This window comes from uncultured Thioclava sp. (assembly GCF_913064665.1).
In the GTDB taxonomy this organism is placed as follows: domain Bacteria; phylum Pseudomonadota; class Alphaproteobacteria; order Rhodobacterales; family Rhodobacteraceae; genus Thioclava; species Thioclava arctica.
Genome location: NZ_CAJYBT010000034.1, coordinates 1 through 22,559, shown reverse-complemented (window position 1 = coordinate 22,559; position 22,559 = coordinate 1). Strand labels below are relative to the sequence as shown.

Annotated in this window: 20 protein-coding genes; 7 read left to right on the top strand and 13 right to left on the bottom strand. The window is 61.9% G+C overall.

Annotated elements, in window-relative coordinates:
* Positions 1-13 precede the first annotated feature (13 nt).
* Both QZ571_RS13730 and QZ571_RS13725 read left to right on the top strand, forming a co-directional pair.
* Positions 14-688, top strand: a complete 675-nt coding sequence (locus QZ571_RS13730) for an SH3 domain-containing protein (RefSeq protein WP_295535920.1) — start codon at positions 14-16, stop codon at positions 686-688.
* A 44-nt stretch (positions 689-732) separates the two neighbouring features.
* Entirely contained in the window at positions 733-1,617 is an 885-nt protein-coding gene (locus tag QZ571_RS13725; protein WP_295535918.1) for a cation diffusion facilitator family transporter, read from the top strand.
* A 110-nt stretch (positions 1,618-1,727) separates the two neighbouring features.
* On the opposite strand, the gene QZ571_RS13720 is transcribed toward QZ571_RS13725, so the two are convergent.
* The 8 genes from QZ571_RS13720 to QZ571_RS13685 all read right to left on the bottom strand — a co-directional run bounded on the left by QZ571_RS13720 (position 1,728) and on the right by QZ571_RS13685 (position 10,028).
* Positions 1,728-3,749, bottom strand: coding sequence for a M3 family metallopeptidase (locus QZ571_RS13720; RefSeq protein WP_295535915.1), 2,022 nt, complete (start codon positions 3,747-3,749; stop codon positions 1,728-1,730).
* Positions 3,750-3,802: 53 nt separating this feature from the next.
* Positions 3,803-4,657 carry an amino acid ABC transporter permease gene (locus QZ571_RS13715; RefSeq protein WP_295535913.1) on the bottom strand — a complete coding sequence of 285 codons (855 nt, stop codon included), beginning with the start codon at positions 4,655-4,657 and terminating at the stop codon, positions 3,803-3,805.
* Positions 4,599-5,381 carry a transporter substrate-binding domain-containing protein gene (locus tag QZ571_RS13710; protein WP_295535910.1) on the bottom strand — a complete coding sequence of 261 codons (783 nt, stop codon included), beginning with the start codon at positions 5,379-5,381 and terminating at the stop codon, positions 4,599-4,601. The genes QZ571_RS13715 and QZ571_RS13710 overlap by 59 nt, the downstream gene beginning before the upstream one ends.
* A 33-nt stretch (positions 5,382-5,414) precedes the next feature.
* Positions 5,415-6,470: a HesA/MoeB/ThiF family protein gene (locus QZ571_RS13705; protein WP_295535907.1), complete on the bottom strand. Its 1,056-nt coding sequence runs from the start codon at positions 6,468-6,470 to the stop codon at positions 5,415-5,417.
* A gap of 3 nt (positions 6,471-6,473) precedes the next feature.
* Complete coding sequence (dut, locus tag QZ571_RS13700) at positions 6,474-6,944, bottom strand: dUTP diphosphatase (protein WP_295535904.1); 471 nt, start codon at positions 6,942-6,944, stop codon at positions 6,474-6,476.
* Between the two features lie 125 nt (positions 6,945-7,069).
* Complete coding sequence (coaBC, locus tag QZ571_RS13695) at positions 7,070-8,278, bottom strand: bifunctional phosphopantothenoylcysteine decarboxylase/phosphopantothenate--cysteine ligase CoaBC (RefSeq protein WP_295535902.1); 1,209 nt, start codon at positions 8,276-8,278, stop codon at positions 7,070-7,072.
* Positions 8,279-8,337: 59 nt separating this feature from the next.
* Positions 8,338-9,153 carry a ChaN family lipoprotein gene (locus tag QZ571_RS13690; protein WP_295535899.1) on the bottom strand — a complete coding sequence of 272 codons (816 nt, stop codon included), beginning with the start codon at positions 9,151-9,153 and terminating at the stop codon, positions 8,338-8,340.
* The gene (locus tag QZ571_RS13685; RefSeq protein WP_295535897.1) at positions 9,150-10,028 is read right to left on the bottom strand and encodes an RNA polymerase factor sigma-32; all 879 of its coding nucleotides are present in this window, start codon (positions 10,026-10,028) and stop codon (positions 9,150-9,152) included. Before QZ571_RS13685 ends, QZ571_RS13690 begins: the two co-directional genes overlap by 4 nt.
* Positions 10,029-10,462: 434 nt before the next feature.
* On the opposite strand from QZ571_RS13685, the gene QZ571_RS13680 reads away from it, so the two are divergent.
* The gene (locus QZ571_RS13680; protein WP_295535894.1) at positions 10,463-11,974 is read left to right on the top strand and encodes a YifB family Mg chelatase-like AAA ATPase; all 1,512 of its coding nucleotides are present in this window, start codon (positions 10,463-10,465) and stop codon (positions 11,972-11,974) included.
* Here QZ571_RS13680 and QZ571_RS13675 read toward each other — a convergent pair.
* From QZ571_RS13675 to rsmI, 4 genes are read right to left on the bottom strand one after another with little or no spacing between them, the layout of a single operon-like run.
* Complete coding sequence (locus tag QZ571_RS13675; RefSeq protein ID WP_295535892.1) at positions 11,955-12,863, bottom strand: alpha/beta hydrolase fold domain-containing protein; 909 nt, start codon at positions 12,861-12,863, stop codon at positions 11,955-11,957. The two genes, QZ571_RS13680 and QZ571_RS13675, sit on opposite strands and share 20 nt — an antisense overlap.
* Before the next feature lies 1 nt (position 12,864).
* The gene (gene gshB, locus QZ571_RS13670; RefSeq protein WP_295535889.1) at positions 12,865-13,806 is read right to left on the bottom strand and encodes a glutathione synthase; all 942 of its coding nucleotides are present in this window, start codon (positions 13,804-13,806) and stop codon (positions 12,865-12,867) included.
* 60 nt (positions 13,807-13,866) lie between these two features.
* Entirely contained in the window at positions 13,867-14,232 is a 366-nt protein-coding gene (locus tag QZ571_RS13665; protein ID WP_295535887.1) for a YraN family protein, read from the bottom strand.
* The gene (gene rsmI / locus QZ571_RS13660) at positions 14,229-15,143 is read right to left on the bottom strand and encodes a 16S rRNA (cytidine(1402)-2'-O)-methyltransferase (protein ID WP_295535883.1); all 915 of its coding nucleotides are present in this window, start codon (positions 15,141-15,143) and stop codon (positions 14,229-14,231) included. Before rsmI ends, QZ571_RS13665 begins: the two co-directional genes overlap by 4 nt.
* Positions 15,144-15,240: 97 nt before the next feature.
* Between rsmI and QZ571_RS13655 the strand changes: the two genes are divergently transcribed.
* The 3 genes from QZ571_RS13655 to murJ all read left to right on the top strand — a co-directional run bounded on the left by QZ571_RS13655 (position 15,241) and on the right by murJ (position 20,809).
* Positions 15,241-16,422, top strand: a complete 1,182-nt coding sequence (locus tag QZ571_RS13655) for a penicillin-binding protein activator (protein WP_295535880.1) — start codon at positions 15,241-15,243, stop codon at positions 16,420-16,422.
* A gap of 144 nt (positions 16,423-16,566) precedes the next feature.
* Entirely contained in the window at positions 16,567-19,254 is a 2,688-nt protein-coding gene (locus tag QZ571_RS13650) for a [protein-PII] uridylyltransferase (RefSeq protein ID WP_295535979.1), read from the top strand.
* Between the two features lies 1 nt (position 19,255).
* Positions 19,256-20,809, top strand: a complete 1,554-nt coding sequence (gene murJ / locus QZ571_RS13645) for a murein biosynthesis integral membrane protein MurJ (RefSeq protein WP_295535877.1) — start codon at positions 19,256-19,258, stop codon at positions 20,807-20,809.
* On the opposite strand, the gene QZ571_RS13640 is transcribed toward murJ, so the two are convergent.
* A complete protein-coding gene (locus QZ571_RS13640) occupies positions 20,806-21,492 on the bottom strand; it encodes a rhomboid family intramembrane serine protease (RefSeq protein WP_295535874.1) in 687 nt (228 codons plus the stop codon). The two genes, murJ and QZ571_RS13640, sit on opposite strands and share 4 nt — an antisense overlap.
* Before the next feature lie 122 nt (positions 21,493-21,614).
* Here QZ571_RS13640 and trpS point away from each other — a divergent pair.
* The coding region (gene trpS, locus QZ571_RS13635; protein WP_295535872.1) for a tryptophan--tRNA ligase at positions 21,615-22,559 on the top strand (945 nt) is incomplete at its 3' end.

The following is a 22,559-nucleotide window of genomic DNA, read 5'->3' as shown; positions in this document are numbered from 1 at the left end:
CAAGAGGCAGAGAATGACCAAAGGCACGTTTTTGGCAGCGCTAAGCGGCATGGCGATTCTGGGCCTGATGGCGTGGAGCGGCCATCGCGCGGCGCATGCCAATTCCGACGGCGCCTCTGTCAGCGCCGCCGCCAAGCCGATGCCCAAGCCCGCACAGCCCGATGCGAGCACAGCACCGCCTGCCTCAAGCACCGCCGCTGCTGCCCCTGCCGCCTCTGACATTCCCGCCGATGCGGTCATGCTTAACCCGCTTGATCATCGCGGCCCGGTCACCCATCTGCCGCTGCCGCGCTTTGTTTCGCTCAAAGGGTCCAAGGGCAATGCGCGACGCGGCCCCTCGCTCTCGCATCGCATCGATTGGGTGTTCACCCATCCCGGCATGCCGCTGAAAGTTACCGCCGAATTTGGCCATTGGCGCCGGGTCGAGGACCGGGACGGTCAGGGTGGCTGGATTCACTACACCCTGATTTCCGGGGTGCGTCATGTCGTGATTACGCAAGATATGGCCTCGCTGCACGCCCGTCCCGATGAAAAGGCCGAGGTCGTGGCCAAAGCGCAAACGGGCGCAATTGCACGGCTCGACAGTTGCAACCGCACGTGGTGTGAGGTCGACGCTGACGGGGCCCAAGGCTGGCTGCCAAAAACCGAAATTTGGGGCGTGGATGACAATGAGCCGGGTGACGAATAAGCCGCTTTGCGCTACATCTTGGGGGCGCAACGGCGGCGAAGCTGATGGCTTATAGTGAAACAGACACAAAGTTGAACGCCTCGGCGGGGATCGCGTCGGTTGGCGTGGCCGCTGTGCTGGTGGCGCTCAAACTGTGGGCCTTGTGGCAAACCGGGGCTCTGTCGGTGGCCGCGTCACTGGCCGATAGCGCGGTCGATCTGATCATCTCGGCGGGCGGCTTGGCCGCGATCCTCTATGCCGCCAAGCCCGCTGATGACGATCACGCCTTTGGCCATTCCTCCGCCGAGGATCTGGCTGCTTTGGGGCAATCGCTGGTCATTCTCGCCTCAGCAGGGGTGATCGGCTATTCGGCAATCCATCGCCTGATGGCCCCTACCCCGCATCCGCTAAGCGCACAAACCGCCGGAATCGTGGTGATGGTGGTCTCGGCCTTGGTGACAGGCGCGCTGATCTGGTGGCAAAGCCGGGTCGCGCGGGCAACGGGCAACAAGGTCGTGGCCGCGGATCGGCTGCATTATGTCGGCGACCTGTTGCCCACCTTGGGCGCGATTGGCGCGCTATGGGTGTCGCGTGCGTTTGGTTGGGGTCAAATTGACAGCATGGTTGCGCTGATTGCCGCGGCTTGGATGATCTTGGGGGCCGTGCATATCGGGTCAGGGGCGTGGAATGCGCTGATGGATCGCGCCGCCCCCAATGAGGTAATCGACGGCATCGCCAAAATCGCGCGCGCCCATCCCGGTGTGCGTGGCTTTCATGACCTCAAAACCCGCACCGCAGGCGCGCAGATTTTCGTCAATCTGCATATTGAGCTGGATGGCGATCAAACTCTGGAACAGGCCCATGACATCGGCGCCGCTCTCAAACGCGAAATCCTGACCGCCTATCCCCAGACCGATGTGATCATTCACAAGGATGTCTGGCGGGGCTAGCGCTGGGGGCGCTGCCCCCAGACCCCCGGAGTATTTCAGGCTAGATGAAAGACTACCGGTTTCATCTAGCCCTAAATACTCCCGCCGGAGGCACCTTTGCTCTCTCCAAGTCAAGCAGCGGGATCGAGCAGACCACGCCCTTTAAGCAGCGGTTCAACGCCCGGCATCCGGCCGCGAAACGCGGTATATAGCGCATCTGGCGTACGCGAATTGCCCGCCGACAGGATGAATTTCTCCAGCTTTTGCGCGGTCTTGAGATCAAAGGCGTCGCCCGCCTCCTCAAAGGCCTCGAACGCATCGGCATCCATCACCTCAGACCACATGTAGCTGTAATAGCCCGAGGAATAGCCGTCACCTGAGAAGATATGACCGAAATTCGGTGTCGCGTGGCGCATCCGGATTGCGTGGGGCAGACCGATACCCGCAAGCACCTCAGACTGTTTCGTCATCGGATCCTCCGGGGCCGCGTCCTCGTGAAAGGCCAGATCGACCAAAGCTGACGCCAGATATTCCACCGTGGAAAATCCCTGATCATAGGTGGCCGCGCCTTTCAGCTTGGCGCGCAACGCCTTGGGCATCACCTCGCCGGTCTCGTAATGGCGCGCGTGGCGTTCCAGAACTTCGGGGACATCCAGCCAGTGTTCGTAAAGCTGGCTCGGCAACTCAACGAAATCGCGCGCCACAGAGGTGCCCGAGATGAAGGAATAGGTCACATCCGAGAGCATCTGGTGCAGTGCATGGCCGAATTCATGAAACAGCGTGCGCGCATCGTCATGGCTAAGCAATGCGGGATTGCCCTTGGCAAAGTTGCACACGTTCACCACGATCGGAACGACCTCACCGCCCAGTTTCTTTTGGCTGCGCATCGCCGAACACCACGCCCCCGAGCGTTTCGAGCCGCGCGCGAAATAATCCCCGAGGAATACGGCGATCGTTTTGCCTTTACGCGAGACTTCCCAGCCGCGCACATCGGGGTGATAGAACGGCCCTTCAAGCGGCTTAAACTCCAACCCGAACAGGCGGTTGGCGGTGTCAAACGCCGCCCCGATCATCGCATCCAGTGACAGGTATGGTTTGATCTGCCCCTCGTCGAAATCATGCTCGGCAACGCGGCGCTTTTCGGAATAATAGCGCCAGTCCCAGGGCTCCAGATCGCCATTCACACCGTCTGTATGCATCATCTCGGACAGCTTTTCGGCATCCGCCTCGGCGGCGGCTTTGGCGGGGGCCCAGACGCGCATCAGCAGGTCACGCACGGCGGCGGGGGTCTTGGCCATTTCGGGTTCAAGCTTATACGCGGCGAAGCTGGCATAGCCGAGCAGCTTGGCGCGTTCCGCGCGCAGCTTCAAAATCTCGGCGGCGATGGCGCGATTGTCGGTTTCCCCGCCATTGGCACCGCGCGCGACCCACGCCTCATAGGCGAGGCGGCGCAAATCGCGATTGGGCGAGAATTGCAGGAACGGCACGATGAGCGAGCGCGAGAGCGTCAAAACCGGGCCCTGCGCGCCGCGTTCTTCGCCAGCGGCACGCGCGGTTTCGATAACGAAATCAGGCAAACCCTCAAGATCGTCATCCGACATCGGGCGGAACCAATCGCGCTCGTCTGCCAGCAGGTTCTGGCTGAACTGCGTGGTGATCGTGGCAAAGCGTTCCTTGATCGCCTTCATCCGCTGCGCGGGCGCGCCCTCAAGCGCGGCCCCGGCGCGGGTGAACATCTGGTGATAGAGCTCCAGCACACGCGCTTGCTCGGCGCTCAGACCCAGAGCGTCGCGGTTTTGCCAAAGCTGGTCGATGCGCGCAAACAGCGCCTTGTTCATCGTGATCTCAGACGAAAACGCCGCCAGTTTCGGGGCAAGATCGCGCATCAAGGCTTCGCGCGCGGGCGTGGCATCGGCCCCGGCGAGATTGTAAAACACGCCGGAAACCTTATCGAGGGTACCATCGGATTGCTCCATCGCCTCGATCGTATTGGCAAATGTCGGCGCGTCCGGATTTTCGGCAATCTGCACCGTTCTGGCGCGCGCATCGCTGAGTGCGGCCTCGAAGGCGGGCGCGAAATCATCATCGGTGATCTGCGCGAAGGGCGGCAACTGATAGGGGCCGGTCCAGTCGGTCAAAAGCGGGTTGGTCATGGGAGGTCTCCTTTGGCCCTAAGCTAGGGCTTGGTGCGCCAAAGAACCAGTGCTCAGCTATCTGTGCTCTGCCCGCGCCTGCGCAAACGCATCTCGATCTGGCGCAGCCCGAGCGAGAGCGAAATTGTCATCACCAGATAGATCAGCGCGACGACATTATAGGTTTCGAAATAGCGGAAATTCCCGGCGGCCGCGACTTTGCCAAGCTGGGTGATATCGGCGACGCCCAGCACTGAAACCAGCGAGCTGTCCTTGACCATCGCGACGAAATCATTGCCGAGCGGCGGCAGGATCGTGCGGAAGGCCTGCGGGAACACGATCAGGCGAAAGCGCAGCCAACCGCTGAGGCCCAGTGCCTCGGCGGCCTCGACCTGACCGCGCCCGACCGAGGCCAGACCTGCGCGAAACACCTCGGCGATGAAGGCGGAATAGGCCAGCACCAGCGCCAAAATCGCGCGCCAAAGCAGGGAAACATCGCGTGTCGATGCCTCGGGCAGGCCCAGCGCATTCCACCCCGCCACTAACATCGGCACCAGCGCGAAGGCGACATACAGCAGCAAAACGATGATCGGAACGCCGCGCATCACCTCAATGTAAAGCCGCGAGATTTGGCGCAGGATCGCATATCGCGACAGCGCCCCCAGCGCCAAGATCAGCCCCATCGCCATCGCCCCGACAAAGGCCACCACCGTCACAAACAGCGTGATCGTGATGCCTTTGGAAACGGTGGCGAGAATGCGGGTATAGACCGGGTCAGTGCCAAATTGCCAAAACACCGCCGCGCCCGCCGCACCCAGCACGACAAGCCACCACGGGAAATCACGGCGGGTCTTGGTGGGGGGCAGCGGCTTAGTTCCCCATTTTGTAATCGAGGAACCACTTGGTATTGAGCGCATCCAGCGTGCCATCGGCCCTCATCGCCGCAATTGCAGCATTGACCGGCGCCACCAGATCCGAGCCCTTGGGAAAGATGAACCCGAAATCCTCAGATCCAAGCGGCGCACCCACCACCTTGAGCTTGCCGTCCGAGGCCGCAACCAGCCCGTTGGCGGCTGTGGAATCGGTCAAGACCAGATCAACATCGCCCGATTCCAGCGCCTGCACGCCTGCGCCAAATGTCTCAAACATCTTGATGCGCGGGTTGGCCTCATTTCCATCCAGCACGTCATACACTCCGACATAAAACGGTGTGGTGCCGGGCTGGGCGGCCATCAACAGCTTGGGGTCGGCGGCAAAGCCCTTGGCATTCTCAAAGCGGCTTTCATCGCCACGCACCAGCATACGCATCTCCGAGCGCATATAGGGCGCGGAAAAATCCACCGCTTCCTTGCGATCATCACGAATGGTGATGCCATCCATCCCGATATCATATTGCCCGGACGACACCGCCGGGATCATCGCATCCCAGCTGGAGTTTTGATAGCTCACCTTCATATCCAGGCGCTTGGCGATCTCGTTCATCGCGTCATATTCCCAGCCAACCGCCTTGCCGCTTTTGTCGATGAATTGCAGCGGCGGATAGGCATTTTCCGAAACGACAACCACCTCTTTGCCCTTGAGATCGGGCAGATCAGCAGAAACGGCAGGAAGCGCAAAAAGCGACAAAAGGGCAGCAAGCAAGACGCGTTTCATGACAGCACTCTCCAATAGCGGTTTGGCCAAAGGCTAAGACGGGGCGGGCGAACTGTCCAGCGTCCCGCAGACCACGCAATCGCGATTACGCCGCACCGAAATCTGGCGGCTTTCCCCCCAAAGCGCGTCATAAATCATCAACCGCCCGCGCGCCGATTGTCCCGCGCCGGTGATCTCTTTGATCGCCTCGGCCGCCATCATCGCGCCCACCACACCGGGCAGCGCGCCCACCACCCCCGCCTCAGCACAAGAGGGCGCAAGGCCCGGCGCTGGGGCCTGTGGGAAAAGACAGGCATAACAGGGCGCATCATGGGCCGGATCATACAGCGAGACCTGCCCCTCCCATTGCGCGATCGCCCCCGATATCAACGGCTTGCCTGCTGCCACACAGGCGGCATTCACCAGATATCGGGTTTCGAAATTGTCCGAGCCGTCGATCACCAGATCATATTCGGCAATCAAATCGGGGGCGTCCGTCGCGCTCAGTCGGCGCTGATAGGGCAAGATTTCGATATGCGGGTTGAGTGCTGCCAACGCCCGTTGTGCCGAAAACACTTTCGCCACACCAATATCGCGATCGCGATGCAACACCTGTCGCTGCAAGTTGGAATTGGACACGACATCATCATCGACAACCCCGATCCGGCCCACGCCCGCCGCCGCAAGATAAAGCAACACCGGAGAGCCAAGCCCCCCCGCCCCGATCACCAACACCTTGGCGGATTTGAGTTTTTTCTGCCCCGGCCCACCGATCTCGCGCAGCATGATATGGCGCGCATAGCGATCCAGCTCCGCGCCCGAGAATTGGCCCGGTTTCGCAGGTGCGGGGGCGGGATTATGCGCGCGGGCGCGAATGGCGCGCAACATCGCGCGATAGGCCAACACCAGCGCTGCCACGACCCCAAGCCCCAACCAGCCCGCCAGCGACCCGCCCAAGCTCTGCCCAAGCGGCGCCAGCGCCCTCACCGGAAGATGCGCGATCACCAACGCCAGCCAAATCAGCCCAAGCATCGCCCAGATCGTACGTGCGGACGCGCGCATCACCACCCCCAAGCCAAGGATCGCGGCCAACAAAACAAGCCCCAGCATCGCCTAACGCACCCCAGTGGAGCCAAAGCCCCCCTGCCCGCGCGCGGTCTCGCCCAAATCCTGCGCGACCTCAAACTTGGCCTGCACCACCGGCGCAATGATCGCCTGAGCGATGCGCGCGCCATGTTCTATCCGATAGGGCTCATGGCCCAGATTGATCAGCAACACCCCAAGCGGCCCCCGGTAATCGGCATCAATCGTGCCGGGCGTATTGGGCAAGCTGATCCCGTGTTTCAGCGCCAACCCCGAGCGCGGACGGATCTGCATTTCAAATCCGCACGGTATCTCAACGCGCAGCCCAGTCGGAATGATCGCACGCTGCATCGGATAGAGGGTGAAACCGCTGTCGCGATCCTCGGGCAATAGATTTGCGCGAATATCAGCCCCCGCCGCCTGTGCGCTTTCATAGCCGGGCAGCGCAATCGCCGGATCCGCCCAATCCTCGCGCAGAACCTTGATGGTCGGTGTGGTCATCTTGCTCTCCCTGCCCCGAGTGGGCGCGCGTGAAGTCACGGTCGGATGCCTCCGGCGGGAGTATTTTAGGCTAGATGAAAGAGCGGCGTTTCATCTAGCCAGAAATACTCCTCGCGGAGCGTCCCTCAGTTTGCCTTGGCCCCGAGGGCGGTAGCGATGCGCGCGGCCAACCGCCGCGCGGTGTCTGTCTTGCTCATGCGCTGCCAGTGTTCGACACCCTGCGCGTCAATCAGCGTCACCGCATTCTCGCTTCCGCCCATGATGCCGGTTTCGGGGCTAACATCATTGGCCACGATCCAGTCACAGCCCTTGCGCGCGCGTTTTTCAGTGGCGTGGCGTTCGACGTCATGGGTCTCGGCGGCAAAGCCCACGACCAGCGTAGGGCGCCCCGTTGGCATCTGCGACACCTGCGCCAGAATATCAGGGTTTTGGGCAAATTCGAGTGTTGGCATCGTGCCGGAGCCGTCTTTTTTCATCTTTTTGGATGCGGCGTTTTCCACCCGCCAATCGGCCACTGCGGCGGCGAAAATGGCGGCATCAGCGGGCAATGCGGCCTCTACCGCCGCTTGCATTTCACGGGCGGTCTCCACCCGCGTCACCGTCACGCCTTCGGGGGGCGCCACGCTGGCCGGGCCAGTGATAAAGCTGACCCGCGCGCCCAGATCGCGCAGCGCCTCGGCCAGCGCCGTGCCCTGCGCGCCCGAGGAACGATTGGCGATATAGCGCACCGGATCAATCGGCTCGTAGGTCGGGCCAGAGGTGACAAGAATATGGTGGCCCTTGAGCGGGCCATCCGACAGCGCCGCCTTGATATCAGACAGGATTTCAAGCGGTTCCACCATCCGCCCCGGGCCGAATTCACCGCACGCCATGTCACCATCCGTCGGTCCTGCAAACAACACGCCATCAGATTTGAGCGTGGCGATATTGCGTTGGGTCGCGGCATGCTCCCACATCCGCACATTCATCGCAGGCGCGATCAAAACGCGTTTGTCTGTCGCGAGTAGCAGCGTCGAGGCCAGATCATTGGCCAATCCTTGCGCCATCTTCGCCATCAGATCGGCGGTGGCGGGCACAACGACGACCAGATCGGCCGCGCGACTAAGCTGGATATGGCCAATCTCGGCCTCATGGGTCAGATCGAACAGATCGCTATGCGCGGCTTCGCCTGCGAGAGACGAGATCGTGAGTGGCGTGACGAACTGCGCCCCCGCCCGCGTCAAAACAGGCGTCACCGCCGCCCCTGCCGCGCGCAGGGCGCGGATCAGCTCGGGCGTTTTAAAGGCCGCGATACCGCCGCCGATGATCAACAGGATGCGTTTGCCCGCAAGCATTTGCCCCTCCGCAATAGGTTGAGCTTAGGTCTAAGCGGCACGGCGCGCCCGCGCAAGGTTCACTTGAACGCGGCGCAGGGGTCGTCGCGGGGCGTCGGGGGCGTGATGATCCACTGATCAAAGGGCTGATCGGGAGATGCCGGGTCGTCTGGCGCGGCCTCAATCTGGCCGATCGCCACGATTTTGGCCGCCGGATCAAGTTTGCGCAGCAAGGCGGGCACGGCTCGATCGGTGCGGGCATGACCCGACCCTGTGATCAACACAACCGGGCCGCCGGTGTCGTGATAGGCTTGCTGAACGGTGCGCGCAAAAGCGGCATCGCGATAGCGCTGCGCCGCTACCATGCCGGGCAGTAGTTTTGCGGGCAGCGCGTTGCAATGATCGGCCATCGCCTCGGCCTCGAGCTGTTTTTGCAGGGCGTCGGGATAGGGGTGATCCAGCCCATAGCGCGCGGCATCCGCGCCAAAAACCTCGGGCAAGGGCGTGGTCATGGCACTGCGCACCACGTCGCGCGGCTCTGCGGCACCATAGATGCGCGCTTCACCCAAGGCTTTGAAAATTGGGTAATATATCGCGAAATCTGGCCAGCCTGCCTGCTCCCAGTCCAAGGCCTTTTCAAGCGCTTTTTCGTCTTTTAACAGGCCGGGGGTGATCTTGGCGGCTTGCGCGGGGCTGAGCATCTCAAACACCACTGCCTTGGGTTTGATCGCCGCGATCGCGCGCGCCTGATTGAGGTGATGGGTCGGGTTGTCGTGGATTTCGCCCAGCACGACGATATCGCCGGAAAGATGATCAAGCGCAGTAGCAGAAATCTCCTCGGCATGGGCCGGGGAGATCAGCGTCAAAGTCAGCAGCGCGGCGAGAAGCGTCTTCATACGAAGAAGCTTTGCACCTCGCCCTGATGGCATTCAAGAGATTTCCGCATCTTGCCAAAGGCCTGCGCCTCAAGCTGGCGGATGCGTTCTTTAGACAGGCTCAGTTCTTCGCCAAGGCTTTCCAGCGTGCGTGGATCTTCGATCAGGCGGCGCTGCGTTACGATGTATTTCTCCCGGTCGGTCAGGCGTTCCATCGCCTCTCCGAGCCAATTTTTCATCGTCAAACCGTCATGGCTCTCTGCGACGCTTTCCTCGGGGTTGGCACTCTCATCTTCCAGCGTGTCGACCCATTCGCGTCCTTCTTCATCGCTGGATTGCGTGGCGTTGAGCGAGAAATCAGAACCCGACAGGCGGCCTTCCATCATCTCGACATCATGGATCGGAACGCCGATCACCTCGGCGACGCGCAGGCGCAATTGCAGCGCATCCAACTGGATGCCCTCTTGCTGCGCCTCGCGGGCAAGCTGGGCCTGCACCCGGCGCATGTTGAAAAACAGCGATTTCTGCGATGAGGTCGATCCGGTGCGCACCATCGACCAGTTGCGCATCACGAATTCCTGGATCGAGGCCTTGATCCACCAAACCGCATAGGTAGAGAACCGCACGCCGCGTTCCGGGTCAAACTTGTCGGCGGCTTTCATCAGCCCAAGCGAGGCTTCTTGGATCAGGTCGTTCATCGGGGCGCCGTAGCGGCGGAATTTCGACGCCATCGAAATTGCGAGGCGCATATAAGCGGTCACCAAACGATGCAGGGCCTGTTCGTCGCGGTGATCGCGCCACGCGCGGGCCAAATTGGCCTCTGTGTCGGCGTCGAGGAATTCCGCGCGCATCGCTTGGCGCGGCAATGTTTCGTCTGTCATACCATCGAGTGCCATTACCAGTCTCCCCGGGTCTCCCGCCCAATCGGCGCCACTTGAACGCGTGGCTGCATTGCTGACCCAATGCGCTTGCCATGAAAAGGTTCCTCACGGAATTGTTGATTTCTGCGGATAAGTTTGTGCGTCGCAGCACCTTGACGAAGGCTCATCAAATAAATCCGCGTCTTTTCAATGGCGTAGGGTGATCGATCACAAAGCTGCGGGCCTACGAAACCATAAGCTTGCTCACGTTTTCTTGACTCGCGAGCGTTCCCTTGCAACATTTTACTCGCCGTCTTGCTTGCACGCACTATACGAAAGATCGGCTACGGGATGATTTTGGGCCCGATTATCCCCCTCCGGCGAAATATGAGTCGCCCCTCAGCCGTGTTAACCTTTCATAAACCATGCGCCTTTACCCCTTGAATGAGCGGGGCAAAGGATGGGGAAACATGGTCGCCAAGACCTACACCGTAGCATTTGAGGGCGTTGAGGCGCGCAGCGTCGAAGTGCAATGCGCCCTGTCCGAGGGGTTGCCCGGATTTGCCATCGTGGGCTTGGCAGACAAGGCTGTGTCCGAAGCGCGCGAGCGGGTGCGCGCCGCGCTTGGCGCGCTTGCCATTGCGATGCCGATGCAAAAGATCACGGTCAATCTGTCGCCCGCCGACATGCCCAAAGAGGGCTCGCATTTTGATCTGCCCGTGGCGCTGGCGCTGCTTGCGGCCCTTGGTCTGGTGCCCCCGGAACGCGCCGAGGCAGTGGTGGCGATTGGCGAGTTGGCGCTCGATGGACGGCTGGTGGGCGTGGCGGGCGCGCTGCCTTCCGCGCTGGCGGCTGCGGAAAACGGGCGCGATCTGATCTGTCCGAAATCCTGTGGCGCCGAGGCGGCGTGGGTCGGGGCGACCGATGTGTTTGCCCCGGCCACGCTCAGCGAGGCGATCGCGCATCTCAGCGGGCGCGCCCCGCTGGAGCCCGCCCGCCCCGGTCTGCTCGACCCGCCCATATTGGCGCGCGATCTGCGCGATGTGAAAGGGCAGGAACGTGCCAAGCGCGCTCTGGAAATCGCCGCCGCGGGGCGTCACCACATGATGATGATTGGCGCGCCGGGATCGGGAAAGTCGATGCTGGCGGCCCGCCTGCCCTCGATTCTGCCGCCCCTGACCCCGACCGAAGCGCTGGAAACCTCGATGATCCATTCGCTTTCGGGGCTGCTTGGCGAAGGTGGGATCTCGCGCGCCCGCCCCTTTCGCGAGCCCCATCACACTGCATCGATGGCCGCGATGATCGGGGGCGGGCGTGGCGCGCGCCCCGGTGAGGTCAGTCTGGCCCATAATGGCGTGCTGTTCATGGACGAGTTTCCCGAATTTCCCCGCGCCGTTCTGGAAACCCTGCGCCAGCCGATCGAGACCGGAGAAGTCGTGGTCGCGCGCGCCAATGCCCATATGCGCTACCCGTGCCGGTTCTTGCTGATCGCGGCGGCCAATCCCTGTAAATGCGGCTATCTTGGCGATCCGGCACGGGCCTGTTCGCGCGCACCGACCTGTGGCGAGGATTATCTTGGCAAGGTCTCGGGGCCGCTGATGGACCGCTTTGATCTGCGCATCGAGGTCCCCCCCGTCGCCTTCAGCGATCTTGATCTGCCCGCCAGCGGCGAAGACTCTGGCACGATTGCAAAGCGCGTTCAGGCCGCGCGCGATGTGCAAACGGCGCGCTTTGCGGGGCATGCATCCGTGCGCGTCAATGCCGAAGCCGAGGGCGCCCTTTTGGAAAAGATAGCGACGCCGGATGCGCAAGGGCGCGAGATGCTGACGCGGATGGCGGAGAGATTCGGGCTCTCGGCGCGCGCCTATCACCGCGTGTTGCGGGTCGCGCGCACGATTGCCGATCTCGAACATGACGCCGATGTGCGCCAGCCCCATATTGCCGAGGCGCTCAGCTATCGCATCAGCGCAATGGCAAGTTAAGCATACGTCGCGCAGCCTTACCCGCATCTTCAAGCGCCGCGCGCGCCTCGGGCAGACGGCCGTCGAAAAACTGCCAGGCATGGGGCGCTTTGGGCCAGCTTTGCACCGTGACATCCACGTTAAACGCGCGCAACCGCTCGGCCATGCGCAGGGAATCGTCACACAGGAGTTCCGTCATCGAATGCTGGATCAAAACCGGCGGAGCCGCCGGGAAATCGGCGAATAACGGCGAGACCGACGGGTCATCGCCTGCGACCGCGCCACGCGCCTGCACGCTGGCCTGCTCGACCCGCTCCGACGGCAAAAGCACCTCGGATTTCGCATTTTTGCGAAAACTTTCGCTCGAACAGCTTAGATCGGTCCAAGGAGAAAAGGTGATCACCCCGGCGGGCCGCGTGCCCGCGCGGCACAGATGCGCCAGCAACAGCAAAGCCAGACCGCCGCCCGCGCTATCGCCCGCCAAAACGATGCGCTCGGGTGCATAGCCCATCTCGATCAACCCCTGCCAGGCGGCAACGGCATCCTCAAGCGCAGCAGGCAGTGGGTGTTCGGGGGCGCGGCGATAGTCTGGCATGATCACATCAAGCCCGGAGAGCTTGGAGAACCGCCCCGCCATCGCGCGATACATGCTGGGCGAGCCCGCGAAATAGCCCCCGCCATGCAAATACAGCATCACCGCATCCGGCGCGACCCGACCGACGCGCGCCGACACACAGGGCACCCCACCATATTGCGTCCGCAACAGACACAGCCCCTTGGGCTCTATCACGACCCAACTGGCCAGACGCTCCATCGCACGGCGCGCCAGCACCGGATCCTCTATCGCACGCATCCGCCGTTTCATGATGTTGCGCAAAATCAGGTTCAGAAAGCTCTGTTGTAATGACACGTCAGCTCCGTTTCGCCTCGATCGCCTCCCAGATTTGGGCAGCAATATTAACCCCGTCAAAACGTTCCAATTCTTGAATGCCCGTGGGCGAGGTCACGTTGATTTCCGTCAGCCAATCGCCGATCACGTCAATACCGACGAAAATCTGCCCCTTTTCGCGCAGGACAGGACCAATGGCTGCGCAAATTTCACGGTCGCGCGCGCTCAGCGCCACCTTCTCGGGCCGCCCGCCGACATGCATGTTGGACCGAGTCTCACCCGCCGCAGGCACCCGGTTGATTGCGCCCACTGGCTCGCCATCGACCAGAATGATGCGCTTGTCCCCTTTCGCCACCGCGGGCAGAAATTTCTGCGCAATCAGGGGTTCATTATTGATTCCCATGAACAGCTCATGCAGCGAGGACAGGTTGCGATCGTTCGGATCAAGACGGAACACTCCCGCGCCACCGTTGCCGTAAAGCGGTTTGAGAATGATGTCGCCATGCTCCGCCTTGAACGCACGAATCGTAGCCAAATCACGCGCGACCAATGTCGGGGGTGTCAAATCCGGGAAGTTCAGCACCAAAAGCTTTTCCGGCGAGTTGCGCACCCAGAACGGATCATTGACGACAAGAGTGGCGGGGTGGATTCGTTCGAGAAGATGGGTGGTGGTAATATAGCCCATGTCGAACGGCGGATCTTGGCGCAGCCAGACCACATCCCAATCGGCAAGATCGACTTCGACCTCGTCGCCCAGCGTAAAATGATTCCCCTGTTCGCGGCGCACATGAAGCGGCCAGCCGCGCGCCAAGATACGGCCTTCGCGATACATCAGCCGGTCGGGCGTGTAGTAAAACAACTCGTGACCGCGCGCCTGCGCCTCTTCGGCGATGCGAAAGGTGCTATCGGCGTCAATATTGACCGCCGCGATCGGATCCATCTGAATTGCGACTTTCAAGCCCATCTGCGTCCCCTTTGCAATCAACCCTTGATGCAATGTGGTGCGCCGGGATGCAATCGCAACTCACATTCCGAAATAAGCGTTCTGCAAAATCTTGATCTGCCCCTGCTCGTCCACCAATGCCAAATCGAATCGTACCTTGCGGTTGCAATTGGCTGGGGCTGGAAACTTCATCAGATATTCTTGCACTGATACAGTGATCCGCTGCATCTGGCGCGCCGACAGTCGTTGTACGGCCCGTTCATGCGAACGCGATTTCTTGACCTCAACGAAGATCACCGTGTCGCCATCGCGTGCGATCAGGTCAATTTCGCCCCCATAGCGGCCCCGCCAGCGGTGTTCAGAAATCGACTGGCCCGCATCCTCGTAGCGGCGCGCAACCTGTTGTTCGGCCGCAAGCCCGGAATAGTAGGAAAGTGCACCGCTCATGTCTTCTTCTCCATTTCGAGAGCCGCCTGATAGACCTCCCGCCGGGGAAGACCAAGCGCCTGCGCCACCTCGGACACCGCATCCTTCATGCTTTGGCGCGCCAAGGCGAGCCGCAGCATTTTATCCAATTCCTCTGGTCCTGCCGCAGGGCCATGCGCCCGATCAACCAGCACCACAATTTCACCTTTGACCGGCGAGTCTTCGAGCCCTTGCGCGATGTCTTGCAGCGTGCCGCGCCGCACTTCTTCAAAGCGTTTGGTCAATTCACGACACAGCGCCGCCTCTCGATGTTCACCGAATGTTTTCACACAATCTCTTAACATCGCGTTAACACGCTTGGGGCTTTCGTAAAAAACAAGCGTTGCCGGGATATCACGAAAGGTGGCCAGCCATTTTTGCCGGGCTGCGCTGGCATTGGGGGCAAACCCTGCAAAAAGAAAGCGATCACTGGGCAGGCCCGAGACCGTCAAGGCCGCCAGCACCGCCGAAGGGCCGGGCGCGGCATAGACGCGATACCCTTCGGCAATCACGCTACGGCCCAGTTGAAAGCCGGGATCTGCCACCAGCGGTGTCCCCGCCTCAGAGGCATAGGCCACCGACTGACCGTCTTGCAAAGCACGCAGCAAACGCGGGCGCATCGCCTCTCCGTTGTGGTCGTGATAGGCAACGATCTTGCGCCCCGCCAGCGGCACGCCGTGAATTTCCATCAGATGGCGCAGGCTGCGGGTATCCTCAGCGGCCAAAACATCAGCCGAGCGCAAAATATCGAGGGCGCGCAAGGTGATGTCGCGCGCGGCCCCAATCGGCGTGGCGATAAAATGCAACCCCGGCGCAAGTGGCACCAAACGCCCCTCGCCCGCTGCGCCTGCCCCCTCAAGCGCGATCTTGCCGGTTTCGTTCTCTTGCTGCATCACCTGCTCCTTGAAGCGTGAGTATCGTTTACTTCGTGCGACGATCCGCATAGAATTTGGTCAAGCCATTTTTGCGCATCGAGCCGAAGGACCTATCATGTTTGCCCTGATCCGTAACACCCGTGCACGCGCTGCACAAATCGTAGCGCTTTTCTCGGCGCTTTGGCTGGCAGCTTGCAACCCAACCGGACCGATCGGGGGCAATAGCGGACAACGCATCGACACCTCGGCCCCCGTCACGGTGGCGCTGCTGGTGCCCGCAGGTTCGGGCAACTCGGGCGATGAAACGCTGGCACGCGCACTGAAGAACGCAGCCGATATGGCCGTGGCCGATTTGAAAGGTGTGCGCATTGATCTGCGCGTTTACAACACCGGCGGTCAGGCAGGTCAGGCCGCTGCGATGGCAAACAAGGCGGTCGATGACGGCGCCAAGATTATTCTGGGTCCGGTGTTCGCGCAATCGGCCAATGCCGTAGCGGTGGCCGTGGCCCCGCGCAACGTCAATGTACTGGCCTTCTCGAACAACACCGATATCGCGGGGGGCAACCTTTTCGTGCTTGGCCCGACCTTCCCCAACACCGCCGAGCGGTTGGTGCGCTATGCTGCGCGTCAGGGCAAGCGCCGGATCATGGTCGTGCATGAGGACACCGCCGCCGGCTCGGTCGGGGCTGCCGCGATCCAGACCGCAATTGCGCGCAACGGCGCGACGCTGGCTGGCGTCACCAATTATCCGTTCTCCCAGCAAGGGGTGGTCTCTGCCGCGCCGAAAATCGCGGAACGCGTGAAGGCGGGCGATGTGGACGCGCTGTTCCTGACCGCTGACACGGCAGGCGCGCTGCCGCTGTTGTCCCAGCTTTTGCCGGAAAACGGCGTCAACTCGCAGAGCACGCAATTCATCGGCCTGACCCGCTGGGATATTCCGCCCGCGACCCTGTCGCTTCCGGGCGTGCAAGGTGGCTGGTTCGCCGAACCCGATCCCAATCTGCAGGCGCAATTCGTGCAACGCTATCAGGCCGCTTATGGCAGCGCGCCGCATCCGATTGCCGGGCTCGCCTATGACGGGATTGCCGCCATCGGGGCGCTGATCAAATCGGGCAATCCGAATGCGCTGACCCGGCAGGGGCTGACCCAGCCCTCGGGCTTTGTTGGCGTGAACGGCGTATTCCGCCTGCTGCCCGATGGCACGAATGAGCGTGGTCTGGCGATTGCGCAGGTCAGCAACGGGCAAGCCGTGATCATCGATCCCGCGCCGCGCAGCTTTGGTGGGGCCGGGTATTAAGACCCGGCTGCCGATTTCCTTCGCCTTCCAGCAAGGCCTATTCGAGACGTGACCAAAGCCGTGAGCACTGCGCAGTCGTTTACCCCGCAGGAGTCTGGGGGCCCGCTCCTTCTTCGGGAGACCGGGGTTTTCGAGGCGCTCGAGATCGCGCTTGAGGGGATTGAGGAGGCGCGCGATCTGCGCTCGGCCACCGTGGCCTTTCTGGCGCACGAGCGCGAGCAGGCCTGTGCGGCAATTGAGGCCGATTTCGCCACCCATCCGCGGGCCGCGCGCGTCACCGTCGAGGCCTATGCGCAGATGACCGATGGCATCGTATGCTCGGTCTTGCGGGTGGCGACGACGCGGCTTCACCGACTTGGCAGCCCGACCGAGGCCGAGCGGTTCTCGGTTCTCGCGGTCGGCGGATATGGCCGGTCTGAAATGGCGCCGCATTCCGATGTCGATCTGTTGTTCTTGACGCCCTACAAGGTCACGCCTTGGGCTGAGAGCGTGATTGAATCGATGCTCTATATGCTGTGGGATCTCAAGCTGAAGGTGGGGCATTCCTCGCGCACACTGGACGATTGCATCCGGCTCGGGCGCGAAGACATCACGATCCGCACCGCCTTGCTGGAGCACCGCTATGTCGGGGGCGATACCGAGTTGGCGGAAGCGCTTTCAAAGCGGCTGCGCCATGACCTGTTTGAAGGCACCGAGGGCGAATTCATCGAGGCCAAGCTAGAGGAACGCGCCCAGCGCCACCGCCGTCAGGGTGGGCAGCGCTACGTGCTGGAGCCCAATATCAAAGAGGGCAAGGGCGGGTTGCGCGATCTGCAAACGCTCTATTGGATCGGCAAATATATCCACCATGTCGGGCGCGCGCGCGAATTGATGGAGATCGGGGCCTTTTCCCCCGAGGAATACGCGACCTTCTATGCCGCTGAAGACTACCTTTGGGCGGTGCGCTGCCATCTGCATCTGATCGCAGGGCGCGCGGCCGATCAACTGAGTTTCGACATGCAAGTCGAGGTGGCCGAACGCATGGGCTATCGCGATCTGGCGGGTCGGCGCGCGGTCGAAGTATTCATGCAGGATTATTTCCGCCATGCTACGGCGGTGGGCGATGTGACCCGCATCTTCCTCACCAAGCTAGAGGCGCAGCACGTCAAGACCGCGCCGATGCTGCAACGCATTTTCCGCCGTCGCCGCAAGCTCAAGGCGCCTTACCGCGAGGATAACGGGCGGCTCAACGTGGCGGATGATGCCGCGTTTCTGGCCGATCCGGTGAACCTGCTGCGCATCTTTGAAGAGGCCTTGCGAACGGGGATGTTGATCCATCCCGATGCAATGCGGATGGTCTCGGCCAATCTCGATTTGATTGACGATTCGATCCGCACCGACCGCGAGGCGCAAAAGCTGTTCCTCGATCTGCTGCTCAAACATGGCAACCCGGAACGCGCGCTGCGCCGGATGAATGAGCTGGGTGTTTTGGCCGCCTTCATCCCAGAATTCGGGCCGATCGTGGCGATGATGCAATTCAATATGTATCACAGCTACACCGTGGACGAGCACACGATTCAGGTGATCTCGACGCTGGCCCAGATCGAGCGCGAAGAGCTGATCGAAGAGCTGCCGCTGTCGTCCAAAATCCTCGAAGAGGGGATCAATCGCCGCGTGATGTATGTCGCGCTTTTGCTGCATGATATCGGCAAGGGCCGCCCCGAGGATCACTCGATTTTGGGGGCGAAAATCTCGCGCAAGGTGGCCCCGCGTCTGGGGCTCAATGCCGAGGAATGCGAGACGGTGGAATGGCTGATCCGCAATCACCTGTTGATGTCGGATGTGGCGCAGAAACGCGACCTGTCCGACCCGCGCACGATCCGCGATTTCGCCCGTCAGGTGAAGTCGCGCAAACGGCTGGATCTGCTGACCGTGCTGACGGTCTGCGACATTCGCGGCGTTGGGCCCAATGTGTGGAACAACTGGAAAGCAAGCCTGCTGCGCAAGCTGCATACCGAAACCGCGCGCGCCCTTGAACATGGCCTTGAGGCGGTTAATCGCGATCAGCGCAGTTCTGAGGCCAAGCGCGCCCTGCGCCTTGTTCTGGAACAGACTGGCGATTGGGACGGCAAGGAAATTCGCGCCGAGTTGGGGCGTCATTACGATCCCTATTGGCAATCGCTCAACACCACCAATCACACGATCTTTGCAAGGTTGCTGCGCGGGTTGGACAATAGCGAAATCCGCATCGACCTGCATCCCGATGATGATCACGACGCCACGCGCGCCAGCTTCGCGCTGGCCGATCATCCGGGCATCTTCTCGCGGCTTTCGGGCGCGTTGGCGTTGGTGGGGGCGAACGTGGTCGATGCGCGCACCTATACCAGCAAGGACGGCTACGCGACCGCCGTCTTCTGGATTCAGGATGCCGAGGGCCACCCCTATGAGGCCTCCAAGCTGGGCCGTCTGCGCGGCATGATCGACAAGACGCTGCGTGGCGAGGTGATCGCGCGCGATGCGCTCAAAGATCGCGACAAGATCAAGAAACGCGAGCGCGAGTTTAAATTCCCGACCCATGTAGTTTTCGACAATGAGGGATCGGACATTTACACGATCATCGAGGTCGATACTCGCGATCGCCCCGGCCTGCTCTACGATCTGACCCGCGCGCTGGCGGCCAATAATATCTCGATCTCCAGCGCGGTGATCGCGACTTACGGGGCGCAGGTGGTGGATAGTTTCTACGTCAAGGACATGTTTGGGCTGAAGCTGCACTCGACGTCGCGCCAGCAGGCCTTGGAAAAGCGGCTGCGCGAGGCAATCGCCTCTGGCTCGAAACGGGCGGGCAACTAGGATGAAACCGATCCGGCTGGTGCGCGGCTTCCTGACGGTGGGCGGCTGGACAATGGCGAGCCGCGTGCTGGGATTTGCGCGCGACATGATGATCGCGGCCTATCTTGGGGCTGGCCCGGTGGCCGAGGCGTTTTTGATCGCCTTCTCGCTGCCCAACCTGTTTCGCCGCTTCTTTGCCGAGGGCGCGTTCAACACCGCCTTTATCCCGATCTTCTCGAAGAAACTTGAGGGCGGCGAGAATGCCCAAGGCTTCGCGCGCGAGGCCATGGGCGGGCTGATAACCGTGCTGATCGCGCTGAGTGTGGTTGCGATTGCCTTGATGCCGTGGCTGGTGCTGGCGATGGCCTCGGGTTTCGCCGCGGATGAGCGTTTCGCGCTTGCCACCCAATATGGCCGCATCGCGTTTCCCTATATCCTGTTCATCTCGCTTGGTGCGCTGCTGTCGGGTGTGCTGAATGCAGCAGGCCATTTCGCGGCCGCTGCCGCCGCGCCTGTCTTGCTGAACGTGACCTTCGTTGCGGCGATGATACTGGCCGATCACTTTGGCTGGCCGATCGGGCCAGCGCTGGCTTGGGCCGTGCCGATCGCGGGCGTGGCGCAACTGACGCTGGTCTGGATCGCAGCGTGGCGGGCCGGGTTCAAGATCGTGCCCGCCCGCCCCCGCCTGAGCCCCGATATGAAGCGCCTGATCCGCATCGCAATCCCTGCGATGCTGGCGGGGGGCGTGGTGCAGATCAACCTGCTGGTGGGTCGTCAGGTCGCCTCGCAGTTCGACGGCGCGATTGCGTGGCTCAACTACGCGGATCGGCTGTATCAACTGCCCCTTGGCGTGGTCGGGATCGCGATTGGCGTGGTGCTGCTGCCCGATCTGTCGCGCCGGTTGCGCGCGGGTGACGTGGCGGGCGGGCGCTATTCGTTTTCGCGCGCGGGTGAGTTCGCGCTGCTGCTAACCATCGGCCCGGCGATTGCGCTGTTGGTGGCTGCGCTGCCCATCGTTTCGGTGCTGTTTGAGCGCGGGCGTTTCAGCCATGCCGATAGCGTCGCGACCGCTTGGGCTGTGGCGATTTACGGGTTGGGCCTGCCCGCTTTCGTGCTCCAAAAAGTGCTGCAACCGCTCTATTTTTCGCGCGAGAACACCCGCACGCCGTTTAATTACGCGCTGGTGGCGATGGGGGTGAATGTGGTGATCGCGGTCGGGCTTGCGCCGTTCATCGGCTATCTCTCGGCGGCGGTGGGCACCACGCTGGCAGGCTGGGCGATGGTGGCGCAGCTGTGGCTTGGCGCGCGTTCGATGGGCGAGGCGGCGCGGTTTGACGCCCGCTTCCTGCGCCGCGTGCCGCGCATCATCGTCTCGGCGGCCGTCATGGGCGCGCTGGTCTGGGCGATCTGCTGGGCGTTCCCGGCGGCCTTTACCGCGCCGGGGCTGCGCGGGCTGGCGATGTTGGGCCTCGTGATCGTTGGGATGATCGCCTATTTCGGCACCGCCATCGCCATCGGCGCGGTGCATTTCGCCGACTTCCGCGCTGCGATGCGCCGGGGAAAAGGCGGCGCTTAACGCTTGCGCAAGCGCTGCAACGCGCGCTTCATCCCGCCCGGCGCCACAAAGAAGCTAAGCGTAAAACCGGACACAAAGCCCACAATATCCGCGATCCAATCGGGGCGCGCGCCAAAGATCATCGCAAAGATCAGCTGGATGCCCATCAAGGCCCCGATCAGCGAAAACGCCCGCATCTGGTTGGCGTTCTCCTGTCCCAGTCGCGTCCACAAGATCCAGGTGAACGCACCGATCAGCCCGTAATCGCCCGGATAGCCGCCATAAAGCCCGACCTGCGTGAAGGGCAACAAGCCATAAACCAGCGCCCCGATCACGCTTGAGCCCAAGAACACCACTGCCACGGCGAGATTGGAAAACAACTCGCCCACCATTTTGCCCAGCGCCAGCAGGAACACGAGCACGAAAATTGCCTGCGTCACGCTGGCATGCACAAACGGGTAGGTCACCAGTCGCAGCATCTGCTGGGGCGGATATTGCCCGGTGTCGATCATCGCGCGCAACACCTGCGGCGAGAACGCGAATTTCTGCAACGCATCAAGACGCCAGCCCGCCGCATCAGCCGCGCTCATCAGACCGCTCGCGCCCAAGCCAAAGAACAATTCGGTCGCGATGATCGGCAGCGCCAGCAGCCAAACGATGGGCGGCAAAGGGTTGATCGGGTTCTCGTTATAACCTTCGTGCATGGGCGCTCCGTTTGGGCGCGGGCTTGGTTGACGTCCCGCGCGCTTTAGCGATAAGCGAGCACAAGGCGGAATTCCACCCCCGTGCGGGCCTCCAACCCCCGCGCGCCCTCAGGAGCAAGATGATGAGCGACCAAATCCCCCCCCTCAACGCCAATTTCAAACCCCGGGTCTTTTCCGGCATCCAGCCATCGGGCGGGCTGACGCTGGGCAACTACCTTGGCGCGTTGAAACGCTTTGCACAAAAACAGGATGAGGGGATCGAGACGATCTATTGCCTCGTCGATCTGCACGCCATCACCGTCTGGCAAGACCCCGAAGCGCTGCGCCGCCAGACCCGCGAGGCCGCGGCAGCCTTTATCGCCTCGGGTGTCGATCCGGCGCGCTCGATCCTGTTCAACCAAAGCCAGGTTTCGGCCCATGCTGAACTGGCTTGGGCGCTCAATTGCGTGGCGCGTCTGGGCTGGATGAACCGGATGACCCAGTTCAAGGATAAGGCGGGCAAGAATGCCGAGAAAGCCTCGCTGGGGCTATACGCCTACCCTGCGCTGATGGCGGCGGACATTTTGGTCTATCACGCGACGATGGTGCCAGTGGGCGAAGATCAGAAGCAACATGTCGAGCTGACGCGCGATATCGCGGCCAAGTTCAACCATGACTTCAAGGTCGATTTCTTCCCCGCCCCCGAACCGCTGATCGAGGGCACCGCCACCCGCGTCATGAGCTTGCGCGATGGCACGAAGAAAATGTCGAAATCCGACCCATCGGATGCCAGCCGCATCAACCTGACCGATGATGCCGACACGATCGCCAAGAAAATCCGCAAGGCCACCACCGACCCGGCCGAATTGCCCGCCGAGATCGAGGGCCTCAAAGACCGTCCCGAGGCGCGCAATCTGGTGAATATCTACGCCGCTTTGGCCGATATGACCCCGGCGCAGGTGTTGGGCGAATATGGCGGCAAAGGGTTCGGGACGTTCAAACCCGCGCTGGCCGATCTGGCGGTTGCCAAGCTCAGCCCGATCAGCACCGAAATGGCGCGCCTGATGGCGGACCCTGCCGAGATCGAC